The following is a 22,346-nucleotide window of genomic DNA, read 5'->3' on the forward strand; positions in this document are numbered from 1 at the left end:
GGATTGAGCCCAGGGCTAAGAAGCGAAGACTCAAACCGTTGCCGCTGCTGAACGTGCCTCGCACAGCAGCCAGAGCGGCGATTCGCATGCGGCGGGGCTTATCCTAGTGCCATGAGGGTCGGAGCCCAAATACGGGCCACACGGTGCCCGACCCGCCAGCTTTGATCGCGCAATTGGGATCCGACCCCCATTGGCTCCACCCGCAGTCGTGCCCCCTCAATACGTCTTGTAAGGCAAAAACTTCCCCGACAACACCACCCTGACCCGGTCGCCCTTGGGGTCCGGCTGGCGCTCGATGTCCATGCTGAAATCGATGGCGCTCATGATGCCGTCGCCGAACTCTTCGTGGATGAGCTCCTTGATAGTTGTGCCGTAGACGCTGACGATTTCGTACCAGCGGTAGATCAGCGGGTCTGTGGGCACAGGGGTCGGGAGTGAGCCTTTGTAAGGCACCACCTGCAGCCACTTTTGCTCGTCACTGGTCAGGCCAAAGATCTTGGCTATGGCTTTGGCCTGCGCGGCATCGCAGGTCATCTGGCCCAGGCAGGCGGCGGTGGTCCATTCTTTGGACTGGCCGACCTTCTTGGCCACATCGGCCCACTGGATGCCTTTGGAGACTTTGACGGTGATGATCTTTTCGGTGATCTCTAAGCGGTTCATGGAAGCTCCAGTTTTGAAAAAATAGTATCTTTTTGATAGCTGTTTGCGCTCTATCCATAAGCGCAAGCTGCCAATTACAGGCTGTAAATTTCTTTATAAATCCATAGCACTCAGCGAAGCATGCTCATCCGGCCTGCGGCCCAGGGGCCAGTGGAACTTGCGCTCGGCCTCGGTAATCGCCAGGTCGTTGATGCTGGCAAAGCGCCAGGCCATCAGGCCGTGTTCGGTGAACTCCCAATTCTCATTGCCGTAGCTGCGAAACCACTGGCCGGCCGCGTCGTGCCATTCGTAGGCAAAGCGCACGGCGATGCGGTTGCCAGTGAAGGCCCACAGCTCTTTGATGAGGCGGTAGTCCAGCTCCTTGGCCCATTTGCGGGTCAAAAACTGGTGCACCTCGGCGCGGCCCGCAGGGAACTCGGCGCGGTTGCGCCAGCGGGTGTCTTCGGTGTAGACCTGCACCACGCGGTCGGGGTCGCGGCTGTTCCAGGCATCTTCGGCCATGCGGACTTTTTGGGTGGCCGATTCAAGGGTGAATGGGGGCAGTGGGGGTTTGGTTTCCATGGTGTCTCCTTAAAGATTGGTGGCGTGGTGGTGAACAGGGTGTAGCAGCGTATCGGCCACCAAGTGCATGCCGCGCTCGCATTCGTCCAGCGTGGTGGGACCGCCCAGGCAGATGCGCACGGCATCTGGGGGATCGCTGTCGGTGGAAAACGCGGCGCTGGCCACCACGCCCACGCCCTGGCTGCGCAGGTGGGCGGCCAGTTCCACGGGGCTCCAGCCCTCGGCCACGGGCAGCCAGAGGTGGAAGGCCTCGGGGTGGCCGCGCATGCCAAAGGGGGCCAAGTGGCGCTCGGCCACGGCCTGGCGGGCGGCGCATTCGCTGCGGATGGCTTGCAGCATGGCATCGGCCGTGCCGTCTTCCACCCAGAAGGTGGCGAGTGCGTTGGTGAACGGCGAGGCCATCACCGTGGTGGCGCGCAGGGCCCCGGCCAGCCGCTGCGACTGGCGCTCGCCGGGCGAGCACACATAGGCATTGCGCAGGCCCGCGCCAAAGCACTTGGCGAAGCCGGTGATGTAGTAGGTGAGGCCTGGCGCCAAGGTGGCCATGGTCGGCGGCATCTCCCTGGGCAACATCGCATACGCATCGTCTTCGATGATCGGAATCGCGTAGCGCAAAGCCACATCGGCCAGGGCTTCGCGGCGAGAGCGGCTGACGGTGGCGGTGGTGGGGTTGAGCAGCGTGGGGTTGCAGTACAGCGCCTTGGGGTGCAGGGTTTTGCAGGCGTGCTCGAAGGCTTCGGCGCTGGGGCCATCGTCGTCCAGCGGCAGCGCGTGCAGCTGGATGCCGAGCTGGGCGGCGATGGCTTTCACGCCGGGGTAGGTCAGCGCCTCTACGCACACCAGCTCGCCAGGGCGCGCCAGTTGCGAGAACAAGGCCGTCAGCACGCTGTGGATGCCGGGGCAGACCAGCACCTGCTCGACACGGCAGGTGGGCACGCGGCGGCGCAGCCACTGGGCGGCCACTTCGCGGTCGTGCAGGGTGCCGCCAAAGTCCTGGTAGCGCAGCAAGGCGTAGAGGTCGGCACTGGCCATCACACCGGCGGCGGTATCGTGCATGTGGGCCAGCAGGGCCGGGTCTTGGGGCTCGGGCGGCAGGTTCATGGTCATCTCGGCCGCACTGCCACCGCGCAGGGGCAGGCTGGGGCTGCTGCCGCGCACATAGGTGCCCATGCCCGCGTGGCTGTCGATCAGGCCGCGCTTGCGGGCCTCGCTGTAGCCGCGCGCCACGGTGGTGTAGTTGAGCTGCAGGTCCTCGGCCAGCTCGCGCAGCGTGGGCAGGCGGTCGCGGGCCACCAGCCTGCCGGTACGCACGTCGTCGGCAATCAGGTCGGCCATCAAGAGGTAGGCCGGTTTGTCGCTCTTGTGCAGCTTCTTGATCCAGTGGGCGGGGGTTTTGTTCATGGCGCTACCGGGTCGTTCAACTTGATCGCATGGATTGATTGCATGGGCATCCAATCATGGATGCAAGTTCCAAGCCCGTTGCACACGCAAATTGTGCATCCTGCTGGTGCACAAAAACGGTTTATCGGGTGCATTGATCGCATGGAAATTGCATTAATTCAGTGCAAAAAAACACCGCCAACCGGTGCTTGCAGGGCCTGGAAAAAAGTTTTTAAACCGCCGGGGCACATCCCGCGGGTTTGATGGCGACTTGATCGCATGGTGGGGCCATGGCCGTGGCACAGAGCGTGCGAAATGTTCGGGGCGACAGTCCTTTCATCCACCCTGTTTACCCGGAGATTCCCCATGCCCAAAGTCACCAAGCCCGCCAACGCCAAAGGCGACTTCCTTGTCGATTACGAAGAAAAAGTATTTGAAGACGTGAAGGCCGCACCGGGCGAGAAAGCCCTGGTCACCTTCCATACCGTGGCCTTTGAAGGCTCCATCGGCTTCGTCAACCTGCTGCAGGCCACCCGGCTGCAACGCAAGGGTTTCGAGACTTCGGTGCTGCTGTATGGCCCCGGTGTGACGCTGGGCGTGCAGCGCGGCTTTCCCACGTTGGGCGACGAGGCCTTTCCCGGCCACCAGAACTTCAACAACCAGATCACCAAGTTCATGGCCGAGGGCGGCAAGGTCTATGCCTGCCGCTTTGCGCTGCAGGCGCTGTACGGCCACGGCGAAGGCGCGTTGATCGAAGGCATACGCCCGATCAGCCCGCTGGACGTGCTGGACATCGTGCTGCTGCACAAGAAAGCCAACGCCGTCATTCTCGACACCTGGACGCTGTAAATGGCAGCCACACCCTCCACCGTACGGGCCGCAGCGGTGCAGATCGCCCCGGACTTTGAACGCCCCGAAGGCACGCTGGAGCGGGTGTGCGAGGCTATCGCCGAGGCTGCAGCCAAGGGCGTGCAGATCATGGTCTTTCCCGAGACCTTCATGCCCTACTACCCCTACTTCTCGTTCGTGCTGCCGCCGGTGCTGCAGGGCGCGCCCCACCTCAAACTGTACGAGCGCGCGGTGGTGGTGCCCGGCCCGGTGACGGCGGCAGTAGCCGAGCAGGCGCGGTCCCACGGCATGGTGGTGGTGCTGGGCGTGAACGAGCGCGACCATGGCAGCCTGTACAACACCCAGCTGGTGTTCGATGCCGACGGCAGCCTGGCGCTGAAGCGCCGCAAGATCACCCCCACCTACCACGAGCGCATGGTCTGGGGCATGGGCGATGGGGCCGGGTTGAAGGTGGTGGATACCGCCGTGGGCCGCGTCGGCGCGCTGGCCTGCTGGGAGCACTACAACCCGCTGGCCCGCTACAGCCTGATGGCGCAGCACGAAGAAATCCACTGCGCCCAGTTCCCCGGCTCGCTGGTGGGGCCCATCTTTGCCGAGCAGATGGAGGTCACCATCCGCCACCACGCGCTGGAATCGGGCTGCTTTGTGGTCAACGCCACCGGCTGGCTGACAGATGCACAAATCATGGCCATCACCCCCGACACGGCGCTGCAAAAAGCCCTGCGCGGCGGCTGCCACACGGCCATCGTGTCGCCCGAAGGCAAGTACCTGGCCCCGCCGCTGACCGAGGGCGAAGGCATGGTGATTGCCGACCTGGACATGGCGCTGATCACCAAGCGCAAACGCATGATGGATTCGGTGGGCCACTACGCCCGCCCCGAGCTGCTGGGCCTGGTACTCAACGACCGCCCCGCCGTGCCCATGCAGCGCATGGCCGCTATTCCCTCTACCTCTGAAAGCCTGTATGAACCCCAGCCTCCAGCCCATGAATCGTGAGTTGATGACCGAGCTGCAGTCCTTCGGGCTGCGGCTGGTGGACCCCAGTGCGGGCGTGGCCAGCCGCAAGGGCGGCGCCGGCCCCAGCGACCACAAGGCGGTGACGGTGGACGGCCACACCATCATGGTGCCGGTGCACACCTCCAGCGCCTGGAACTCGCCGTTCACCGCGCTGGCCCCCGATGCCCTAGGCCGCAGCGTGGTGACGCGCGGCAGCATCCCGATTGCCAGCATCAGCTTCCCCAAGCAGCCGCGCTTCTACGCCTTGCAAACCCTGGACGGCGTGCCCTACTCGCACATTGCCACCCTGCACGGCGCGGACGTGCTGGCCACCACGGTGCTGCAAACCTGCATACGCTACGAGAGCCGCAAGAAGACCTGCAAGTTCTGCGCAATCGGCCAGTCGCTCGCAGCAGGCCGCACCATTGCCCACAAGACCCCGCAACAACTGGCCGAAGTGGCCCGCGCCGCCGTGCTGCTGGACGGCATCCAACACATGGTCATGACCACCGGCACGCCCAACGCCACCGACCGGGGTGCCCAGGTGCTGTGCGACAGCGCGTTTGCCATCAAGGCCGCCGTCAACATCCCCATCCAGGGCCAGTGCGAGCCGCCAGACAAGGATGTGTGGTTCGAGCGCATGCGGGCCTCGGGCATCGACACCCTGGGCATGCACCTGGAGGTCGTCACACCCGCGCTACGCGAAAAAATCATGCCCGGCAAGGCCCAGGTGCCCATCAGCCGCTACATGGAGGCATTCGAGGCATCCGTGCGCGTGTTTGGCCGCGGCCAGGTCAGCACCTACATCCTGGCCGGGCTGGGCGATACGCGGGAAGCCATTTTGCAGATCTGCGACCAGCTGCTGGCGCTGGGCGTGTACCCGTTTGTGGTGCCGTTTGTGCCCATCAGCGGCACGCCGCTGGAAGACCACCCCGCCCCCTCACCCGAGTTCATGCGCTCCATCCTGCAGCCGCTGGGCCGCAGCGTGGCCGAGGCGAACCTGCGCTCCAGCGACATCAAGGCCGGGTGCGGCAAGTGCGGTGCGTGCTCGTCGCTATCAGTCTACGAAACCTGAAAGGACTGCCATGCTGTGCATCGACAACATCCTGGAAACCCCGCCCGCCTGGGCCCCGGTCGAGTTCCTGATACGTGCCGCCTGCCAGGACTGGGAGCGGCGCGAGGCCTTTGCGCTGCGCCGGGCGGTGTTTTGCATCGAGCAAGGCATCTTCAGCGGCGACGACCGGGATGCCATCGACGACGCATCCCACCTGCTGGTGGCCATGTCCTGCCGCGGCGGCATGCCCGACCAGGTGGTGGGCACGGTGCGCATCCATGAAAAATCGCCCGGCCTGTGGTGGGGTTCGCGGCTGGCGGTGCATCCCTCGTTTCGCAGCCAGGGCAACCTGGGGGCCACGCTGATCCGCCTGGCGGTCAGCCGCGCCCATGCGCTGGGCTGCCACACCTTTCTGGCCCATGTGCAGGCGCAGAACGTGCCGCTGTTCCGGCGGCTGAAATGGCAGCAGCTGAGTGAACTCAGCATCCATGGCCGCCCGCACTGCGAGATGCAAGCCGACCTGGCAGCCTACCCGCCCTACTTCGATCCGGTCAGCGGCTATGTGACCCGCGCACGGGGTTCGCTATGAGGGCAGAGCAGCTCTGCAACTTCCTGCGCGACAGCCGGGGCTTTGCCCACAAGCGCGACATCAGCGACATCGTCACCGCGCTGGGGGCCGCCCTGCCCGGCGGCAGCGCCGCGCTGGCCCAGGCCGTGCCGGTGGGCGACGACTGTGCCGCCATCCCCGACGGCCAGGGCGGCTACCTGCTGTTGGCCATCGAAGGCCTGGTAGAAGACTTCATCTCCCGCATGCCCTGGTTTGCGGGCTACTGCAGCGTGATGGTCAACGTGAGCGACATCTACGCCATGGGGGGCCGCCCCACGGCAGTGGTCAACGCGCTGTGGAGCCAAGGCATGGACCCGGCAGGCGCAATGCTGCAAGGCATGGCCCGCGCCTCGCAAACCTATGGCGTACCCATTGTGGGCGGCCACAGCAACAACCGCAGCGAACGGCCCCAACTGGCCGTGGCTATCCTCGGCCAGGCCAAAGCACTGCTGACCAGCTTCAACGCCTACCCCGGCGACAAGCTGGTGATGGCGATGGACCTACGCGGCGCGTTCGAGGAGCCGTTTCCGTACTGGAACGCGTCCACCACTGCCCCGGCCACCCGGCTGCGCAGTGATCTGGAACTGCTGCCGCGCCTGGCCGAAGATCGCCTCTGCGATGCCGCCAAAGACATCAGCATGGCAGGCGCGGTGGGCACGGCCATGATGCTGCTGGAGTGCTCGCAGGTGGGTGCCGTCATCGACGTGGATGCCATCCCCCGCCCCGATGGCGTGCCGCTGCAGCGCTGGCTCACCGCCTTCCCCAGCTACGGCTTTGTGCTGAGCGTGCGGCCCCAGCACCTGGGCGAGGTACTCACGCGCTTTGCCGTGCGCGACATTGCCTGTAGCGTGGTGGGCGAAGTCACCGCCCGCCGCCAGGTGCACCTGCGCCACGCAGGCAGCCAGGCCCTGCTGTGGGACTTTGCAGAGCAGGCGTTCATTGGCGAAGCGGTAGGGGTAGCCGCGTGAAAATCGGCCTGCTCACCCATTCGGTGAACCCGCGCGGCGGTGTCGTCCACACGATTGAGCTGGCCCATGCCCTGCAGGATGCCGGGCACGATGTCACGGTGATGGTCCCGGCCACGCCCGGCCAGCAGTTCTTTCGCCCGGTACGCTGCGCTACCGAACTGGTGCCGGTAGCCAGCACACCGACCGACATGGTGGCGATGGTCGGCAGCCGCATCGATGCCTATGTAGACCACCTCACGCCGCTGCTGGAACGCGCACGCTTTGACGTGCTGCACTGCCACGACGGCATTGGCGGCAACGCCCTGACCACCCTGCAGGAGCGGGGCCTGGTCGATGGCTTTGTGCGCACCGTGCACCACCTGGACAGCTTCGCCCAGCCGCAGCTGATGGCCTGGCAGCACCGCTCGGTGCACCAGGCGCGCCAGGTACTGTGCGTCAGCCGGGTGTGGCAGGCGGTGCTGGCCGGGCAAGGCATTGCCGCGCTGGAAGTGCCCAACGGCGTGGATGCCGCCCGCTACAGCCCGGTGGTGCAAAGCACCGACGCGGCACTGGCGCAGCGCCTGGGCATCCGCACCGACGGCCTGGTGCTGCTGTGCGTGGGCGGCGTGGAGGAACGCAAGAACACCGTGCGCGTGCTGCAAGCCTTTGTGCAACTGCGTGCGCAGATGCCAGAACTGCAACTGGTCATCGCGGGCGGGGCCAGCCTGCTGGACCACAGCCGCTACGCACATGCATTCCACGCCCTGCTGCAGGCCAGCGGTGCAGCCCAGGACGTGCTGCTGACCGGCCCGCTGCTGGATGCCGACATGCCCGGCCTGTTCCGCCTGGCCGACGTGGTCGCCATGCCGTCGCTCAGCGAAGGCTTTGGCCTGGTGGTGCTGGAGGCGCTATGCAGCGGCGTGCCGGTGGTGGTATCGCACATCGCGCCGTTCACCGAATACCTGCAGCCCCAGGATGCCAGTTGGGCCGACCCGCTAGATGCGGCCTCCATCGCCCGTGCCATCCAGCACGCCCTGCTGGGGCGCGACGCGCAGCGCATCCACGCATCGGCGACCCGGCTGGCTGCGCAATTCAGTTGGCCGCGCAGCGCCGGGCTGCATGCCGAGATTTATTCAAAAATGAGAGCGCCCGCCCTATGCCCGTAATGCACTTCCACGTCGTCTGGCCCGACCAGACGCAGACCCGCTGCTACTCCCCCTCACTGGTGGTGCAGGAGTATTTGCAGGTCGGCCACAGCTACCCGCTCAACGACTTTGTGCAGCGCTGCCGCGAGGCGTTGCACATAGCGTCCGAGCGTGTGCGGGCCAAGTACGGCTTTGCCTGTTCGCAGGCCATGGACCAACTGGCCGAGATCGAGTTGCTGGCCAGCACCTTCCAAACCCAGGCCGACGCGCAGGTGTCGGTCACTTCCTTCAGCTAAAGCAAAGAACCACCATGTCCCCTATTGACCCGCACACCACCCACTATGCTGTTGCCATCGTCGGCGGCGGCCAGGCCGGCCTGTCGCTCAGCGTCTACCTGCAGCAGCGCGGCATCAGCCACCTGGTGCTGGAGAAAAACAAGCTGGTCCACAGTTGGCGCAGCCAGCGCTGGGACTCGTTTTGCCTGGTCACCCCCAACTGGCAATGCAACCTGCCCGGCTGGAGCTATGCGGGCGACGACCCGCACGGCTTCATGGTGAAGGACCAGATCAACGCCTGGCTGGAGGGCTTTGTGGCCCACGTGGATGCGCCCGCGCTGGAGGGGGTGACGGTGCACAAGATCGCCCGGCCCCACGCCCACAAGCCCTTTGCCGTGACCACCAGCCAGGGCGACTTCACGGCCGACCAGGTGGTGATGGCCTCGGGCGGCTACCACAAGCCCATCGTGCCGCGCCTGGCCGAGCGCCTGCCGGTGCACATCACGCAGATGCACTCGGCCGAATACCGCAACCCGCAGGCCCTGCCCGAGGGCGCAGTGCTGGTGGTGGGCTGCGGCCAGTCAGGCTCGCAAATTGCCGAAGACCTGCACCTGGCGGGCCGCAAAGTGTTTGTGGCCACCGGCGATGCCCCACGCTGTGCCCGTTTTTACCGCGGCAAGGACGTGGTGGACTGGCTGGCCGACATGGACTACTACAACCTGCCCGTTACCCAGCACCCACTGCGCGAAGGCGTGCGCGACAACACCAACCACTACGTGACGGGCCGCGATGGCGGGCGCGACATTGACCTGCGCCGTTTTGCGCTGGAGGGCATGGAGCTGTACGGCCTGCTGACAGACCTGCAGGGCGATACTTTGCAGTTCCAGCCCAATCTGCAGGCCCACCTGGACCATGCCGACGGCATCTACAACGGCATCAACGCCAGCATCGACAAGTACATCGCCGGCCACAATATCGACGCACCGCCCGGCGGCCCGTATGTACCCGTGTGGCAGCCCGCCGAGGAGCGCACCACGCTCGACCTGGCCGCCAGCGGCATCAGCACGGTGGTGTGGTGTATTGGCTTCTTGCCCGACTTCGCCTGGGTGGATGCCCCGGTGTTCAACGGGCGCGGCGAGCCGGTGCATGTGCGCGGCGTGACCCACCAGCCCGGCCTGTATTTTCTGGGCCTGCCGTGGCTGCACACCTGGGGTTCGGGCCGCTTCTCGGGCGTGGCGCGCGATGCCCTGTATCTGGCGGAGCAGATCGAGGGATACATAGGCGACCAGGACGCGACCGCAGACACCGCCGAGACGGAGCTGTTGCTGTCGTGAGCACCCACCGGCTGCCCAACGCCTCGGTCGGGCGCTACACGGCGGGCATGCCGCAACTCAGCAGCAGCGGCCTGTCCGAAAACTGGCTGCTGAAGGAATGCGGGCACCGGCACTGGCTGGCCATCGCCCAGCGCCAGGGGCAGCCCGTGCCCGAGTTCCGCGATGTGCAGGGCCGCAAGGTGTACGCCGCCTTCACCCTGGTGCGCGTCAGCCAGGCGCAGCTGGAGCGGGTGACGGAGCACGATGCCTTCACCATCGCCACCCAGTGTCACCCCGCCGGGCGCACCCAGTACTACAGCCAGCACACGGTGCAATGGCAGGGCCAACTGGTGGCACGGGTCGAGATGCTGTCGGTGTTTGTGCTGCGCGCGCAGGCGGGCAACAACCGCAGCATCGTGCGCGCGGTGATGGCCACGCCGCATGCCACGGCGGCCCCGTCTGGGTTGGCCGCTGCCTGCGAAGCTTTTGTGCAGCGTGGACGTGTGCGCCGAGCGGCAGTACCGACCGGGCAGGCCGAGGTGCACGCCAGTGTCTGCACGCCCTGCCCCCACAACGACTTCAACGGTGCGGACCTGCTCTACTTCAGCAGCTTCCAGTCCATGGTGGACCGCGCCGAATGGGCCTGGATGCGCAGCACCGCTGCGGCCAGCCGCCCGGCGGTGTTGCGGGAGCGCGAAATGGTGTTCTACGGCAACCTGGACATGGGCGACGCGGTACACACCGGCTTGCACGGCGAACTGCTGAACCACCACAGCATCCTGTGCCGCGGCTCGGACGGCCTGCGCATTGCCGAAGTATTCACCCGCAAGCAAGCGGCCCAGCCGGACATACTGGCACTGGCCGCCTAGCCCCGTGGGTGGTGCGCTGCATGCAGGTCGTGCAGGCGCTGGCGGGCCACGTGGGTGTAGATGGTGGTGGTGGAAATGTCGGCGTGGCCCAGCAGCATCTGCACCGCGCGCAGGTCGGCGCCGTGGTTCAGCAAATGGGTGGCGAAGGCGTGGCGCAGGGTGTGCGGCGACAAGGCCACATGGATGTCGGCAGCCAGCGCATATTTGCGCACCAGCATCCAGAACATCACCCGCGACATGGCGCGCCCGGCTTTTTCGCCGCGCGAGGTGATGAACAAATCGTCCGTCTGTTTGCCGTCCAGAATGTCCGGGCGGGCCTCGGCCATATAGCGCTCCAGCCAGATGCGGGCGACCTGGCCGAAAGGCACCAGCCGCTCCTTGCTGCCCTTGCCCATCACGCGCAGCACCCCGTCGTTCAGGCTGAGCTGGAAGGTTTTGAGCAGCACCAGCTCACTGACGCGCAGCCCGCTGGCGTACATCAGCTCCAGCATGGCGCGGTCGCGCAAGCCCAAGGGCGTGTCCACGTCGGGCGCGGTCAGCAGGGCCTCGACCTGGGCCTCGGTCAGGGTCTTGATGGCGCGGGGCTGCTGGCGGGCGGCCTGCAGCTTGAGCGTGGGGTCGGCGTGCAGCACCCGCTCGCGCAGCGCCCAGCGGAAGTAGCGCTTGAACACGGTGAGCCGCCGGTTGGCCGATGTGGCCTTGGTCTGGGCGTGGCGGGCCGCAAAGTAGGCCTGGATGTCGTGCTCTTGCGTGGAATCCAGGGTCTTGGGCAGCTCGCCCAGCCAGGCGCTGAACAGGGTCAAGTCGCGCCGGTAGGCGGCCAGGGTGTTTTTGGACAGGCCTTGTTCGAGCCACAGGGCATCGATGAAGGCATCGATACGGTCTGTGCTCAATCCAGTGTCAACTTGGAGTCGGTGACCACTTTTTTGTACACCGCGTACTCGGACTTGATCTCTTCGGCAAACTGCTCGGGCGTGTTGGCCACGATGAGGGAGCCGGTATCTTCGATGCGCTTGCGCACGGCGGGGTCTTCCAGCGCCTTGCGCACACCGGCGTTGATTTTGTCCACCACCTCGCGCGGCAGGCCTTTGGGGCCGTAGATGCCGTAGAAGGCAAGGCGGTTCACCGGCTCCAGGCCGACTTCCTTGAAGGTGGGCACGTTGGGCAAGATGCTCAACCGCTGCGGCGCGGCCACCACGATGGGCACCAGGCGACCGGCCTGGATGAAGGGCAGCGCCGAAGGCAGGTTGTCCAGCATCATCTGCACCTGGCCGGCCACGGTGTCGTTCAGCGCCGGGCCCGCACCCCGGTAGGGAATATGGGTCATGAAGACACCGGTCTTGCTTTTGAACAGCTCCATCTGCAGATGCTGGATGGTGCCGGTGCCCGACGAGGCAAACGAGTGCTTGCCCGGCGACTTCTTCAGCTCTGCCACAAAACCCTTGTAGTCCTTGGCCGGAAAGCCGGAGGTCACCACGATGATGTTGGGCGTGGCGGCGATGTTGATGATGGGGGTGAAATCGGTGAGCGGGTTGTACGGGATCTTGGGGTTGATGGCCGGGTTGGCCGCCACCGTGGACACCGTGGCAATACCCAGCGAATAGCCATCGGGCGCGGCCTTGGCGGTTTCATTGGCACCAATGATGCCGCCACCACCGGCCTTGTTTTCCACCACCACCGGCTGGCCCAGCGCCCGGCTCAGCGGGTCGGCAATGGTGCGGGCGATGATGTCAGTGGTGCCGCCCGGCGCAAATGGCACCTGCAGCTTGATGATCTTGTTGGGGTAGCCCTGGGCCTGGGCCAGACTGGTGGCGGCGAGCAAGCTGACGGCAAGAAAGGTGCGACGGGTCATAGGTCTCCTTTGGGGAAAAACGGGGATCGGGCTGTTATTCTCATTTGCATGCACTATGCCCAGCTATTGTTTCCTGATTTTTCGCTGATTTTGTGCGGCTACCTCGTATGCCGTTATACCGGACTGAACCGCACCGTGTGGGAACAGGTGGAAAGTCTGACCTATTATTTTTTGCTGCCGGTGCTGCTGTTCCAGTCGATTGTGAAGAATCCGCTGGACCTGGTGGCCGCCTCCAGCCTGGTGTTTGCCGGGCTGGCCCTGAGCCTGAGCGCCATCGGCCTGGCCTACGCCCTGCCCCACCTGCCGTGGCTGCGCACCCACATCAACGCCCGCGAGCATGCGGCAAATGCACAAATTGCCTTTCGTTTCAATTCTTTCATCGCCCTGGCGCTGGCCGAGCGGCTGGCCGGGCCACAGGGGCCGCAGCTGATTGCGGTGCTGATCGGGGTGTGCGTGCCGCTGATGAACGTGGCGGCGGTATGGCCGATGGCGCGGCACTCGCAGGCCGGGTTTGGTGCGGCGCTCTTGCGCAACCCGCTGATTCTGGCCATCACCGCCGGGCTGGCGGCCAACTTGCTAGGCCTGACCATCCCGCCGTGGCTGGAGCCCACCACCAACCGCATCGGCGCGGCCTCCATCACCCTGGGCTTGCTGGCCGCCGGTGCGGGCATGCAGTTTGGACCGCTGGCCCGGGCCAAGGTGCTGGCAGTGTCGGTGCTGGGGATTCGGCACTTTGTGCTGCCGGTGCTGGCGCTGGGCATCGCCTGGGTGCTGGGCTTGTCGGCCATCCACACCACGGTGCTGCTGGCGTTCTCGGCCCTGCCCACTGCGTCCAGCGCCTACGTGCTGGCCGCCAAGATGGGCTACAACGGCGCGCTCACCGCCAGCCTGGTCAGCCTGTCCACGCTGCTGGCCATGGCGAGTTTGCCATTTGCTTTGGGCATGCTACGGTAAATATAGCTGCTTGTGCTTATGGAATAAGCACAAAGCCCTAAAAACACCCCTATCCGCGCGGCCGAGGTCGGCCGGAGGCTACTGGCTCACGCGCCCGCTGCAGCACATCCTTGATCTGCATGCACAAACATATTTAACAGTGTCGACAATACTTACAAATTATTTGTATACATCGTTTTATGTTTACATAGATTCATGGTTTGAATGCAATTTTCATTTTTGGCACTTTGTATGCGATCTATTTGTTCGTGGCTTGAAATGTCAGGCCATGGCGCAGAGCCTATGTACATCTAGACACAGGCAATGCAAATCATCCACCTTGAAGAGCTCATTCCCACCATGCAACACACCAAACTCCGTTTTTCCGCTCTCGCGGCGACCCTCACACTGTGCTGCGGCACGGCATCTGCAGGCCCCATGATCACTGACTGGACCTACAACGTGAACACCGTGTTTGACTCCACCACCGCCATCTACACGGCGGCGGGCGGCTGCCAGACCAGCACCGGTTCGGCCCTGACCTGGGGCGGCTGCGGCGGCACTACCCCAGTGAATACGGGCAACACGGCCACCAGCCGCAGCGGCCTGGCCATCACCAGCAGCCCGGCTGTCGGCACCGTCCAGACCAATGGTCTGTCTGTCCCCACCAACACCTTCACCCACTACAACAATGCGCTGTCCAGCACCCTGGCCACCTTGCAGTCCGTGACAGTGCAGTCCACGCTGACGCTGAACTCCCTGGCACCGGCCACGGGTGTGAACTACCAGTCCACCCTGCCCTTCTTCATCAACTTCCTGGAAACCCCCAACACTGCAGGCACCTGCGTCGCGACCAGTCCCACGCCCTGCAACGACATCTTTGTGATCGCTGGTTTGCTGAACAACAGCTTTTTTCTGGACGACAACACCTACTACGTCAGCCTGTTTGATTCCGCACAGTCCTTGACCGCCCTGCCCAGCGCCGTGTGCAATGCCGTCAACGCCGCCGCCGGTTGCATGGGCTTTACCACGGTGGAAGGCCAGGCCAACGCATTCAGCTTCAACTTCCTGATCACCAGCCAGCCCGTCACCCTGAACGTGCCCGAGCCGTCCAGCCTGGCCTTGCTCGGCCTGGGGCTGGTGGCAGCGGCAGCCACACGCCGCCGGGTGGCGAAGTCCGCCTGAGCACTTAGCGACGATCCTCCAGCGCCCAGGCCACGTGCTCACGCACCAGGGCGCTGGGGTCCTCGGCCCGCTGCTGCAAGGCCTGGCGGATACCTGCATCCTCCCCGGTCCGCAACGCATTTCCCATGGCGACCGCCACATTGCGCAACCAGCGTTCATGGCCGATGCGGCGGATGGGCCCGCCTTCGGTGGTGCGCAGAAATTCATCCTCGGTCCAGCCCAACAGGGTGGTTAGTTGCTGGCCGCTCAGGCCCCTGCGCTCGTCGAAGTCGGGCAAGGCGCTGCGCTGGGCAAACTTGTTCCAGGGGCAGGCCAACTGGCAGTCGTCGCAGCCGTAGATGCGGTTGCCGACCAGCGGGCGAAATTCCAGCGGAATCGGCCCGGCGTGCTCGATGGTCAAATAAGAGATGCAACGGCGGGCATCCAACCGGTGCGGGGCCACGATGGCCTGGGTGGGGCACACGTCAATGCAGGCGCTGCAACTGCCGCAGTGGCCGGTGGTTGCGTCCGTGGTCGGCAAAGCCACATCCACATAGATTTCGCCCAAAAAAAACATCGACCCCGCCTCGCGGTTCAGCACCAGGGTGTGCTTGCCGCGCCAGCCCTGGCCGCTGCGCTGGGCCAGCTCGGCCTCCAGCACCGGGGCCGAGTCGGTAAACACGCGGTAACCCAGCGGGCCCAGCTCCTGCGCGATGCGGTCGCTTAAGCGTTGCAGGCGCGCGCGCAGCACCTTGTGGTAGTCCCGCCCCCGGGCGTAGACCGACACAATGCCCTCGCCGGGACGGTTCAACCGGTCAAATTCCACGGCTTGCCAGCCATCGGGCGTGCTGCACGGCAGATAATCCATGCGGGCAGTGATGACGCTGACGGTGCCCGGCACCAGCTCGGCCGGGCGGGCGCGTTTGAGGCCATGGCTTTGCATATAAGCCATGCTGCCGTGGAACCCTTGGGCCAACCAGGCAGTCAGACCCGCCTCGGCGGAGCTTAAATCCACCGGGGCCACGCCAATTTGGGAAAATCCGAGTTCGCGCGCCCATCCCTGTATCTGAGACACCTGTTGGAGATTTTCAAACTGAGCACTGTTGAACACCATCTGCCGATTGTAGAAACCCGCCTGTGGCCTACCGAGGCTGCCACCGAGGCGTTTGCGCAATCGCTGGCAACGCAGCCGGGTATCCGCCACGCCTTCATCACCCTGCACGGCGACCTCGGCGCGGGAAAAACCACGCTGGTGCGCCACCTGCTGCGCGCTCTGGGCGTGCAGGGCCGCATCAAAAGCCCGACCTACGCTGTGGTGGAGCCGTATGAACTGCCGGGCCTGAATATCTGGCATTTCGACTTCTACCGCTTCAGCGACCCGCGCGAATGGGAAGACGCAGGCTTTCGCGACATCTTTGCCAGCCCCGGCCTGAAATTGGCCGAATGGCCGCAAAACGCCGGGGCCCTGCTGCCCACACCCGACATAGCCATCCATATCGACACCATGCCTGACGCATCCCGAACCGCCACCCTCACCGCCGCCACCCCCACCGGCCGGGCCCTATTAAGCCGATTAAGCGGGCTGGCCGCATGAAGCGCCGCAGCCTATTGCAAAGCGGCGCGGTGGTGCTGCTGCTCGGTATCAACGAGCTGGCCCGGGGTGCAGGCATCGTCGCCGTGCGGGTCTGGCCCGCGCCCGAGTACTCGCGCGTCACCATCGAGAGCGACACCGCGCTGACGGTCAAGCACAGCTTCATCACCAGCCCGCCGCGCCTGGCCGTGGACATCGAGGGCATCGACCTGAACCCGGCGCTGCGCGAACTGGTAGGCCGGGTGCAGGCCGACGACCCCAACATTGCGGGCATCCGCGTCGGCCAGAGCACGCCTGGCGTGGTGCGCCTGGTGATCGACCTCAAGCGCGCCGCACGGCCCCAGGTGTTCACCCTGAACCCGGTGGCCGCCTACCAGCACCGCCTGGTGTTCGACCTGTACCCTGCGCAAGAAGAAGACCCGCTGGAAGCGCTGATTGCGGAGCGCTTGGCCGACCCGGCCCCTGCCATGCCTGCGGCACCACCTCCCTTGGCCGCCGAGGCCCACGACCCGCTCGCTGAGCTGATCGCCCAGCACAACACCAAACCGGCCCCGCGCCCTCTCAACGCCCCCAGCCCGGCCCCCGCGCCCACCGTCGCCCCCAGCAAAGAGCCCGCTATTGTTGCGATAGCACCTCCCGCCCGTCCCACAAGCGCTGGAGGCCAAAATGATGCCAAACATACAGCCCAGCGCACCGACCGCCTGATCATCATCGCGCTAGACCCCGGCCACGGCGGCGAGGACCCCGGTGCCATCGGTCCCAACGGCACGCGTGAAAAAGACATCGTGCTGATGGTCGCCCACCTGCTGCGCGAGCGCATCAACGCCAGCACCGTCAACGGCAACCCGATGCGCGCCTTTTTGACGCGCGATGCCGACTTCTTCGTGCCGCTGCAGGTGCGGGTGCAAAAAGCCCGCCGGGTACAGGCCGATCTGTTCGTCAGCATCCATGCCGATGCGTTCTTGAACCCCAAGGCACGCGGGGCCAGCGTGTTCGCACTCAGCCGCAGCGGGGCCTCCAGCAGTGCCGCCCGCTGGCTGGCCACCAAGGAAAACGCCGCCGACCAGATTGGTGGCATCAACGTGCAGGCCAAAGACGCGCAGGTGCAAAAAGCCTTGCTCGACATGAGCACCACCGCCCAGATCAACGACAGCCTGAAACTGGGCAGCGCCGTGCTGGGCGAGGTAGGCCGGGTCGGCAAACTGCACAAGCCCAACGTGGAGCAGGCCGGTTTTGCGGTGCTCAAAGCCCCCGACATCCCCAGCGTGCTGATCGAAACCGCCTTCATCAGCAACCCCGAAGAAGAAGCCAAGCTCAACAGCGGCGATTACCGCGAGCAACTGGCCGATGCCATCTTGCGCGGCATCCGCGGCTACTTCGCCAAAAACCCGCCGCTGGCGCGCAACCGCGAAGTCTAAAAATCGCACGGGGCCGCTGAGCCCCTCGCTGCGCCAGAGCCTGTGGCACCAGCCTGGCCCCACCACCCCTGATAGTCCATCCACGGTCGGCTGACCAAGGCCCGGTCACGGCCGATTTGCGCTGCGCTGTTACACAAATCAAGCAGTTCATGCATTTCAAATGTATCTAATTGCAGAATTTTATTCTGTATAGAAAATAGAATAGATCCAAGTTAGATCCAAACTGTGCCAGGTCTGACCCTTCTATTTTTTGCAGATTGGCACGTCCGCAGACACACAGGAAAACAATGACCATCTCCCCCCAATCACGCCACTTGGTAAGAGCTTTGGCCAGCCTCGCGCTGTTCAGCACGATGGCGGTACACGCCGACGAAGGCTCCGCCTGGAAGTTCAGTGGCTTTGGCACCCTGGGCGCCGTGGTGACCAGCACCGACCAGACCGAATTCCGTTCTTCGTACCGCCAATCGCGCGGTGCCGACGACTCTGGCGATCTGGGGGTCGATAGCCGCCTGGGCCTGCAAGCCAACTTCAAGCTCAACGAGACCTTCTCCGCCGTTGGCCAGCTACTGGCAAGCCGCCGCGATGGCAGCGACAAACCGGTGGTGGAATGGCTGTTCGGCCAGGCGGCCGTCACCCCGTGGCTGGACCTGCGCGCGGGCCGCATGGTGCTGCCCGTGTTTTTGTTCTCGGACACCCGCAGTGTGGGCTATGCCCAGCACTGGGTGCGTGCGCCGCAAGAAGCGTATGCCTTGTACCCGCCATCGTCGTTTGACGGCGGCATGGTCCACCTGCACTCCACCGTGGGCGATGTGAATGTGAACCTGCAAATCTCGGCCGGCCAGGCCGAGGCGAAGATGTTCGTCAACACCCGCAATGTCACTTTGACCTACGACAAGCTGTATTCCGTGAACCTGACGGCAGAGCGTGGCGATTGGACGGCCCGCGTCGGCCGCACGCAAAGCCCCAAGGTCCAGCTCTCCAACCTGGGCACCCTGCCGCAAAGCGACGATGTGTTTTCAGGCCTGGGCTTGCAGTACGACAACGGCAAACTGCTGGTGGTGTCGGAGTACCTGACGCGGCGCAATTCGGCGCACTTGTTTGACTCCAACAGCTACTACGCCAGCGCAGGCTACCGTTTCGGCAGCGTGATGCCCTACGTCACCGGCAGCCACATCGAAGCCAAAGGCTCGCGCAACGCCGGTGGCTCGGGCTCGACCCAGGCGGTTGGCGTGCGCTGGGATGCCCTGAAAAACGTGGCCATCAAAACCCAGCTGGAGCGCTTGAAGCCCACCTCGCAGTACGTGCACTACACCACGGCATTCAACGCGAACAAACCCAAATTTAATGTCCTGAGCGTCACCGCCGACTTCGTATTCTGAGGCTGAACATCCCCTATGAAAAAGCAATTCTCCCTTCTGATGCTGGCCCTGCTGGCATCCACCGCCGTGGTGGCAGCCGACCTGGTCGTCATTGTCAACCCGGCTGCGACCGCGCCCACCAAGGAGCAGGTGGCCGACGTGTATCTGGGCAAGAACCAAAGCTTTGTGCCGCTGGATTTGCCCGAAGGATCGGCCGACCGGGCCGAGTTCTATCCCAAAGCCACGGGCCGCGACCTGGGGCAGATCAAGTCGCTGTGGTCGCGCATTGTGTTCAGTGGCAAGGGCCAGGCCCCGGCCGAACTGCCCGACGCAGCGGCGGTCAAGAAGGCGGTGGCCGCCAATCCCAAAGCCATTGGCTACATTGAAAAATCGGCCCTGGATGGCAGCGTCAAAAGCGCCTTCGCACTGAACTAAGCCCCCAGCCCCCAACCCCGCCGTCTGGCTGCCGCTGTGTAGCCGGGCGGCGGGGTTTTGTTTCACTCTACGGTGCCGTCACTATGAACTTTCGTACCAAGATACTGCTGTTGCCCATTACGGTGGGTATCGCCTTTGGCCTCGGGCTGGCCCTGAGCTTCACGCTGAATGAACGCAATGCCGTGCAGCTGGAAACGCTGCGCACGGTGGACAACCCCTATCTGGAGCAGGTGCTGCTGGTCGAGCGGGGCGTGGAACAACTGCGTACCAGCCTGCAGGCGGCAGCTTCCGAGGGCGACCCCGACAAACTCGACGAAGCCCAGGTTTTCACCAAAGCGGTAGATGCGGCCCTGGCCACCGCCCAGCAACTGGACGGCAAAGCCGATGCCGTGGCGGGGCTGGCCAAGGCATTTACAGCCTACCAAACTGCGGCCCTGGAGGCCACTTCGGCAATGCTCAAAAAGACCTTGGTCGGTGGCGAGATGCAGCGCATGCAAAGCACCCAGGTCCAGTTCAGCCAGCAGCTCCAGGCAATCCAGAAAGAAGCCCGCACGGTGCTGGACGAGCGCTTTTCCAGCGTTGCGGCAGGCCAGCACAGGGGACAGTGGATCAGCAGCATCACGGCCGCCGTGATTCTGCTCGGCCTGGGCCTGGGCTCACGGCTTATTCTGGCATCGGTGTGGAAAGACCTGGGCGGCGAGCCTTCAGAACTGCGCGATCTGGTCCACCGCGTGGCCGAGGGCGACCTAGACATTGCCGTTACCACGGCAGCCCATGACCGCACCTCGCTGGGTGCCGCCGTAGCCAGCATGACCGAGCGCCTGCGCAACATCGTCGGCTCCATCCGCCAGACCAGCGACTCCATTGCCAATGCGTCCACCGAAATCGCCTCGGGCAACCAGGACCTGAGCAACCGCACCGAACAAACCGCCAACAACCTGCAGCAGGTGTCCAGCGAGCTGGGGCAGCTCAGCGGCACGGTGGCCCACAGCGCGGAATCATCCCAGCAGGCCAAGCAACTGGCGACCACCGTGGCCAGTGCAGCCCAGCGCGGCGGTGGCATCGTGCAGCAGGTGGTGCACAACATGGAAGAGATCAACACCGCCTCCCTGAAGATCAACGAGATCATCGGCGTGATCGACGGCATCGCGTTCCAGACCAACATCCTGGCGCTCAACGCCGCAGTCGAAGCCGCCCGTGCGGGCGAGCAGGGACGGGGTTTTGCCGTCGTCGCCAGCGAAGTGCGCAGCCTGGCGCAGCGCAGCGCCCAGGCGGCCAAAGAGATCAAAACACTGATCCACGCCTCCAGCGAAAAGATCCAGAGCGGTACCCGGCTGGTCAACGACGCAGGGCAGGCCATGGGGGAAATCGTGGCGGGGGTGCAGCGGGTGGTCGGCATCATCGGTGAAATCAGCGAAGCCAGCACCGAGCAGTCCAGTGGCATCCACGAGGTGAGCGGAGCCATCACCCAACTGGACCAGATGACCCAGCAAAATGCCGCATTGGTAGAGCAATCCGCCGCCGCCGCCGAAAGCCTGCGCGACCAGACCGAACAACTGGTGCAGGCCGTGGCGGTGTTCAAGCTCTCCGCAACAAGCCATCCACAGGCACCGCGCCGTCTGGCTACCGCGGCGGAACTCAAGCGCCTGGCTTAGAACGCGTTATTAAGCGCTCACCACCTGGTTGCGCCCCTGGGCTTTGGCCGCGTACAGGGCCAAATCGGCGCGGTCGATGGTCTGCTCGATCGAATCGCCCTTCTGGTACTGGGTCACGCCGATGGACACGGTGATGCGAATGTCGATCCCGCCCAGGGTCACCACCGCCTGCTCCACCTGGGTGCGCACCCGCTCCAGGCAGGCCAGGGCCAGCGCAAAGTCGGTGTCGGCCAGCAAAATCAAAAACTCCTCCCCGCCCCAGCGGGCCAACCGGTCGGTGGTACGGATGCTGGACTGCACCACCCGGGCAAACTCCTGCAGGCAGCGGTCGCCCGCCTGGTGGCCATAGCTGTCATTGACGCGTTTGAAGTAGTCGATATCCAGAATCGCCACCATCAGCGTTGCGCCCGTGCGGTCGGTGCGCTGGATTTCCTCACGCATCAACTCCGTCATGAAGCGCCGGTTGGCGGTGCCGGTGAGTTCGTCGCGGGTGGCGATGCGCTGGATTTTCTCCAGCGCCTGGGCCAACTGGAATTTTTGGTTGCGCATGTAGGCCCGCATCGTGCCAAGGCGGCGGGTCAAAATGGTGGTGCACGACAGCACGATCACCACCATCACAAAGTATGCCGCGTACAGCACGGCAGGCTCGTCGGTCAACCCCTGCTCCAGCGCCAAGACCATGGCCGCACCGAACAGCAGCATGGCGTACAGCGCGACCACCACCACCTGGCGCATCGACATGCCAAACATGCCGAACATCAGAATCACTGCCATCAGCGGCAAGGTGATGCCCCGGCCATGGCCCGCCAGCACAAAAGCCGCGGCGTTGCAGGCAATGGCATAGAGCATCTGCGCCAGCGCCAGCGACGGATCGGCCCAGCGCAGCGAGATGCCACTGCGGATCAGGCCATACACCAGCAACAGCCCGACGACGCAAAAAGCCGACCAGATTTCCACGTACAAGAGTTCGGTCACGCCATACCAGGCCATGCCGTACATCGTGGCCACGCAGGCCAGCATCACCAGCGAAGCCAGACCCGCCTGGCTGGTGCGGATGCGCATATGCCGGTCGGTACCCAGACATAAGTCCCGCAAGCGGCACAGCCGGGTTTTCCACAAATCGAAACGTTGCATGCAGTTCCTGTGAAGAGCTGGCACGCCGCCAAAGAGCCAGCGGTCGGAAAATAGTACTGCGAAGGCAGGAATAAGCAACCCAGCCACGGCGGTGCGCGCTCGGCTACAAATGATCTACATCCGTGACGGATTCATCGTTTCAAGCCACTG

The 22,346-nt window shown here is 64.6% G+C and carries 23 protein-coding genes; 16 read left to right on the forward strand and 7 right to left on the reverse strand.

Features of this window, described 5'->3' with window-relative positions; all coding sequences use genetic code 11:
- Positions 1-216 precede the first annotated feature (216 nt).
- The 3 genes from cynS to AC097O_RS03360 form a co-directional block, all read right to left on the reverse strand.
- Positions 217-660 (reverse strand): cyanase, encoded by a 444-nt coding sequence (gene cynS / locus AC097O_RS03350; protein ID WP_479591470.1) that lies wholly within the window; start codon positions 658-660, stop codon positions 217-219.
- A 93-nt stretch (positions 661-753) separates the two neighbouring features.
- On the reverse strand, positions 754-1,221 hold the full coding sequence (locus AC097O_RS03355; RefSeq protein ID WP_479591471.1) for a nuclear transport factor 2 family protein: 468 nt from the start codon (positions 1,219-1,221) through the stop codon (positions 754-756).
- Between the two features lie 9 nt (positions 1,222-1,230).
- Entirely contained in the window at positions 1,231-2,622 is a 1,392-nt protein-coding gene (locus AC097O_RS03360; protein WP_479591472.1) for an aminotransferase-like domain-containing protein, read from the reverse strand.
- Positions 2,623-2,967: 345 nt separating this feature from the next.
- Between AC097O_RS03360 and AC097O_RS03365 the strand changes: the two genes are divergently transcribed.
- Genes AC097O_RS03365 through AC097O_RS03405 form a run of 9 tightly spaced genes read left to right on the forward strand, consistent with a single transcriptional unit; the run spans position 2,968 to position 10,656 of the window.
- A complete protein-coding gene (locus AC097O_RS03365) occupies positions 2,968-3,450 on the forward strand; it encodes an MSMEG_0572/Sll0783 family nitrogen starvation response protein (RefSeq protein ID WP_479591473.1) in 483 nt (160 codons plus the stop codon).
- Positions 3,451-4,446, forward strand: coding sequence for a Nit6803 family nitrilase (locus AC097O_RS03370; RefSeq protein WP_479591474.1), 996 nt, complete (start codon positions 3,451-3,453; stop codon positions 4,444-4,446).
- A 4-nt stretch (positions 4,447-4,450) separates the two neighbouring features.
- Positions 4,451-5,521 (forward strand): MSMEG_0568 family radical SAM protein, encoded by a 1,071-nt coding sequence (locus AC097O_RS03375; RefSeq protein ID WP_479592083.1) that lies wholly within the window; start codon positions 4,451-4,453, stop codon positions 5,519-5,521.
- Positions 5,522-5,531: 10 nt separating this feature from the next.
- Positions 5,532-6,089 carry an MSMEG_0567/Sll0786 family nitrogen starvation N-acetyltransferase gene (locus AC097O_RS03380; protein ID WP_479591475.1) on the forward strand — a complete coding sequence of 186 codons (558 nt, stop codon included), beginning with the start codon at positions 5,532-5,534 and terminating at the stop codon, positions 6,087-6,089.
- Complete coding sequence (locus tag AC097O_RS03385) at positions 6,086-7,075, forward strand: sll0787 family AIR synthase-like protein (protein WP_479591476.1); 990 nt, start codon at positions 6,086-6,088, stop codon at positions 7,073-7,075. Before AC097O_RS03380 ends, AC097O_RS03385 begins: the two co-directional genes overlap by 4 nt.
- Complete coding sequence (locus AC097O_RS03390; protein ID WP_479591477.1) at positions 7,072-8,220, forward strand: MSMEG_0565 family glycosyltransferase; 1,149 nt, start codon at positions 7,072-7,074, stop codon at positions 8,218-8,220. Before AC097O_RS03385 ends, AC097O_RS03390 begins: the two co-directional genes overlap by 4 nt.
- Positions 8,211-8,495, forward strand: a complete 285-nt coding sequence (locus tag AC097O_RS03395) for an MSMEG_0570 family nitrogen starvation response protein (protein ID WP_479591478.1) — start codon at positions 8,211-8,213, stop codon at positions 8,493-8,495. Before AC097O_RS03390 ends, AC097O_RS03395 begins: the two co-directional genes overlap by 10 nt.
- A gap of 14 nt (positions 8,496-8,509) precedes the next feature.
- On the forward strand, positions 8,510-9,808 hold the full coding sequence (locus tag AC097O_RS03400) for an MSMEG_0569 family flavin-dependent oxidoreductase (protein WP_479591479.1): 1,299 nt from the start codon (positions 8,510-8,512) through the stop codon (positions 9,806-9,808).
- The gene (locus tag AC097O_RS03405; protein WP_479591480.1) at positions 9,805-10,656 is read left to right on the forward strand and encodes a Pnap_2097 family protein; all 852 of its coding nucleotides are present in this window, start codon (positions 9,805-9,807) and stop codon (positions 10,654-10,656) included. The genes AC097O_RS03400 and AC097O_RS03405 overlap by 4 nt, the downstream gene beginning before the upstream one ends.
- Here AC097O_RS03405 and xerD read toward each other — a convergent pair.
- Positions 10,653-11,549 (reverse strand): site-specific tyrosine recombinase XerD, encoded by an 897-nt coding sequence (xerD, locus tag AC097O_RS03410; RefSeq protein ID WP_479591481.1) that lies wholly within the window; start codon positions 11,547-11,549, stop codon positions 10,653-10,655. The genes AC097O_RS03405 and xerD overlap by 4 nt on opposite strands.
- Complete coding sequence (locus AC097O_RS03415) at positions 11,546-12,508, reverse strand: tripartite tricarboxylate transporter substrate binding protein BugE (RefSeq protein ID WP_479591482.1); 963 nt, start codon at positions 12,506-12,508, stop codon at positions 11,546-11,548. Before AC097O_RS03415 ends, xerD begins: the two co-directional genes overlap by 4 nt.
- Before the next feature lie 48 nt (positions 12,509-12,556).
- On the opposite strand from AC097O_RS03415, the gene AC097O_RS03420 reads away from it, so the two are divergent.
- Both AC097O_RS03420 and AC097O_RS03425 read left to right on the forward strand, forming a co-directional pair.
- Positions 12,557-13,462 (forward strand): AEC family transporter, encoded by a 906-nt coding sequence (locus tag AC097O_RS03420; protein WP_479591483.1) that lies wholly within the window; start codon positions 12,557-12,559, stop codon positions 13,460-13,462.
- Between the two features lie 303 nt (positions 13,463-13,765).
- Complete coding sequence (locus tag AC097O_RS03425) at positions 13,766-14,626, forward strand: THxN family PEP-CTERM protein (protein WP_479591484.1); 861 nt, start codon at positions 13,766-13,768, stop codon at positions 14,624-14,626.
- A gap of 4 nt (positions 14,627-14,630) precedes the next feature.
- Here AC097O_RS03425 and queG read toward each other — a convergent pair whose 3' ends face one another.
- Positions 14,631-15,719, reverse strand: a complete 1,089-nt coding sequence (gene queG / locus AC097O_RS03430) for a tRNA epoxyqueuosine(34) reductase QueG (protein ID WP_479591485.1) — start codon at positions 15,717-15,719, stop codon at positions 14,631-14,633.
- On the opposite strand from queG, the gene tsaE reads away from it, so the two are divergent.
- The 5 genes from tsaE (at position 15,699) to AC097O_RS03455 (ending at position 21,062) form a co-directional block, all read left to right on the forward strand.
- A complete protein-coding gene (gene tsaE / locus AC097O_RS03435; protein WP_479592084.1) occupies positions 15,699-16,199 on the forward strand; it encodes a tRNA (adenosine(37)-N6)-threonylcarbamoyltransferase complex ATPase subunit type 1 TsaE in 501 nt (166 codons plus the stop codon). The genes queG and tsaE overlap by 21 nt on opposite strands.
- The gene (locus AC097O_RS03440) at positions 16,196-17,614 is read left to right on the forward strand and encodes an N-acetylmuramoyl-L-alanine amidase (protein ID WP_479591486.1); all 1,419 of its coding nucleotides are present in this window, start codon (positions 16,196-16,198) and stop codon (positions 17,612-17,614) included. The genes tsaE and AC097O_RS03440 overlap by 4 nt, the downstream gene beginning before the upstream one ends.
- Positions 17,615-17,901: 287 nt before the next feature.
- On the forward strand, positions 17,902-18,993 hold the full coding sequence (locus tag AC097O_RS03445) for a hypothetical protein (protein WP_479591487.1): 1,092 nt from the start codon (positions 17,902-17,904) through the stop codon (positions 18,991-18,993).
- Positions 18,994-19,008: 15 nt separating this feature from the next.
- Entirely contained in the window at positions 19,009-19,407 is a 399-nt protein-coding gene (locus AC097O_RS03450) for a hypothetical protein (protein WP_479591488.1), read from the forward strand.
- Positions 19,408-19,490: 83 nt separating this feature from the next.
- Entirely contained in the window at positions 19,491-21,062 is a 1,572-nt protein-coding gene (locus AC097O_RS03455) for a methyl-accepting chemotaxis protein (protein WP_479591489.1), read from the forward strand.
- 9 nt (positions 21,063-21,071) lie between these two features.
- On the opposite strand, the gene AC097O_RS03460 is transcribed toward AC097O_RS03455, so the two are convergent.
- Complete coding sequence (locus AC097O_RS03460; protein ID WP_479591490.1) at positions 21,072-22,196, reverse strand: GGDEF domain-containing protein; 1,125 nt, start codon at positions 22,194-22,196, stop codon at positions 21,072-21,074.
- Positions 22,197-22,346: the final 150 nt, after the last annotated feature.

The sequence above is a fragment of the Rhodoferax sp. LS1P39 genome (assembly GCF_056521425.1).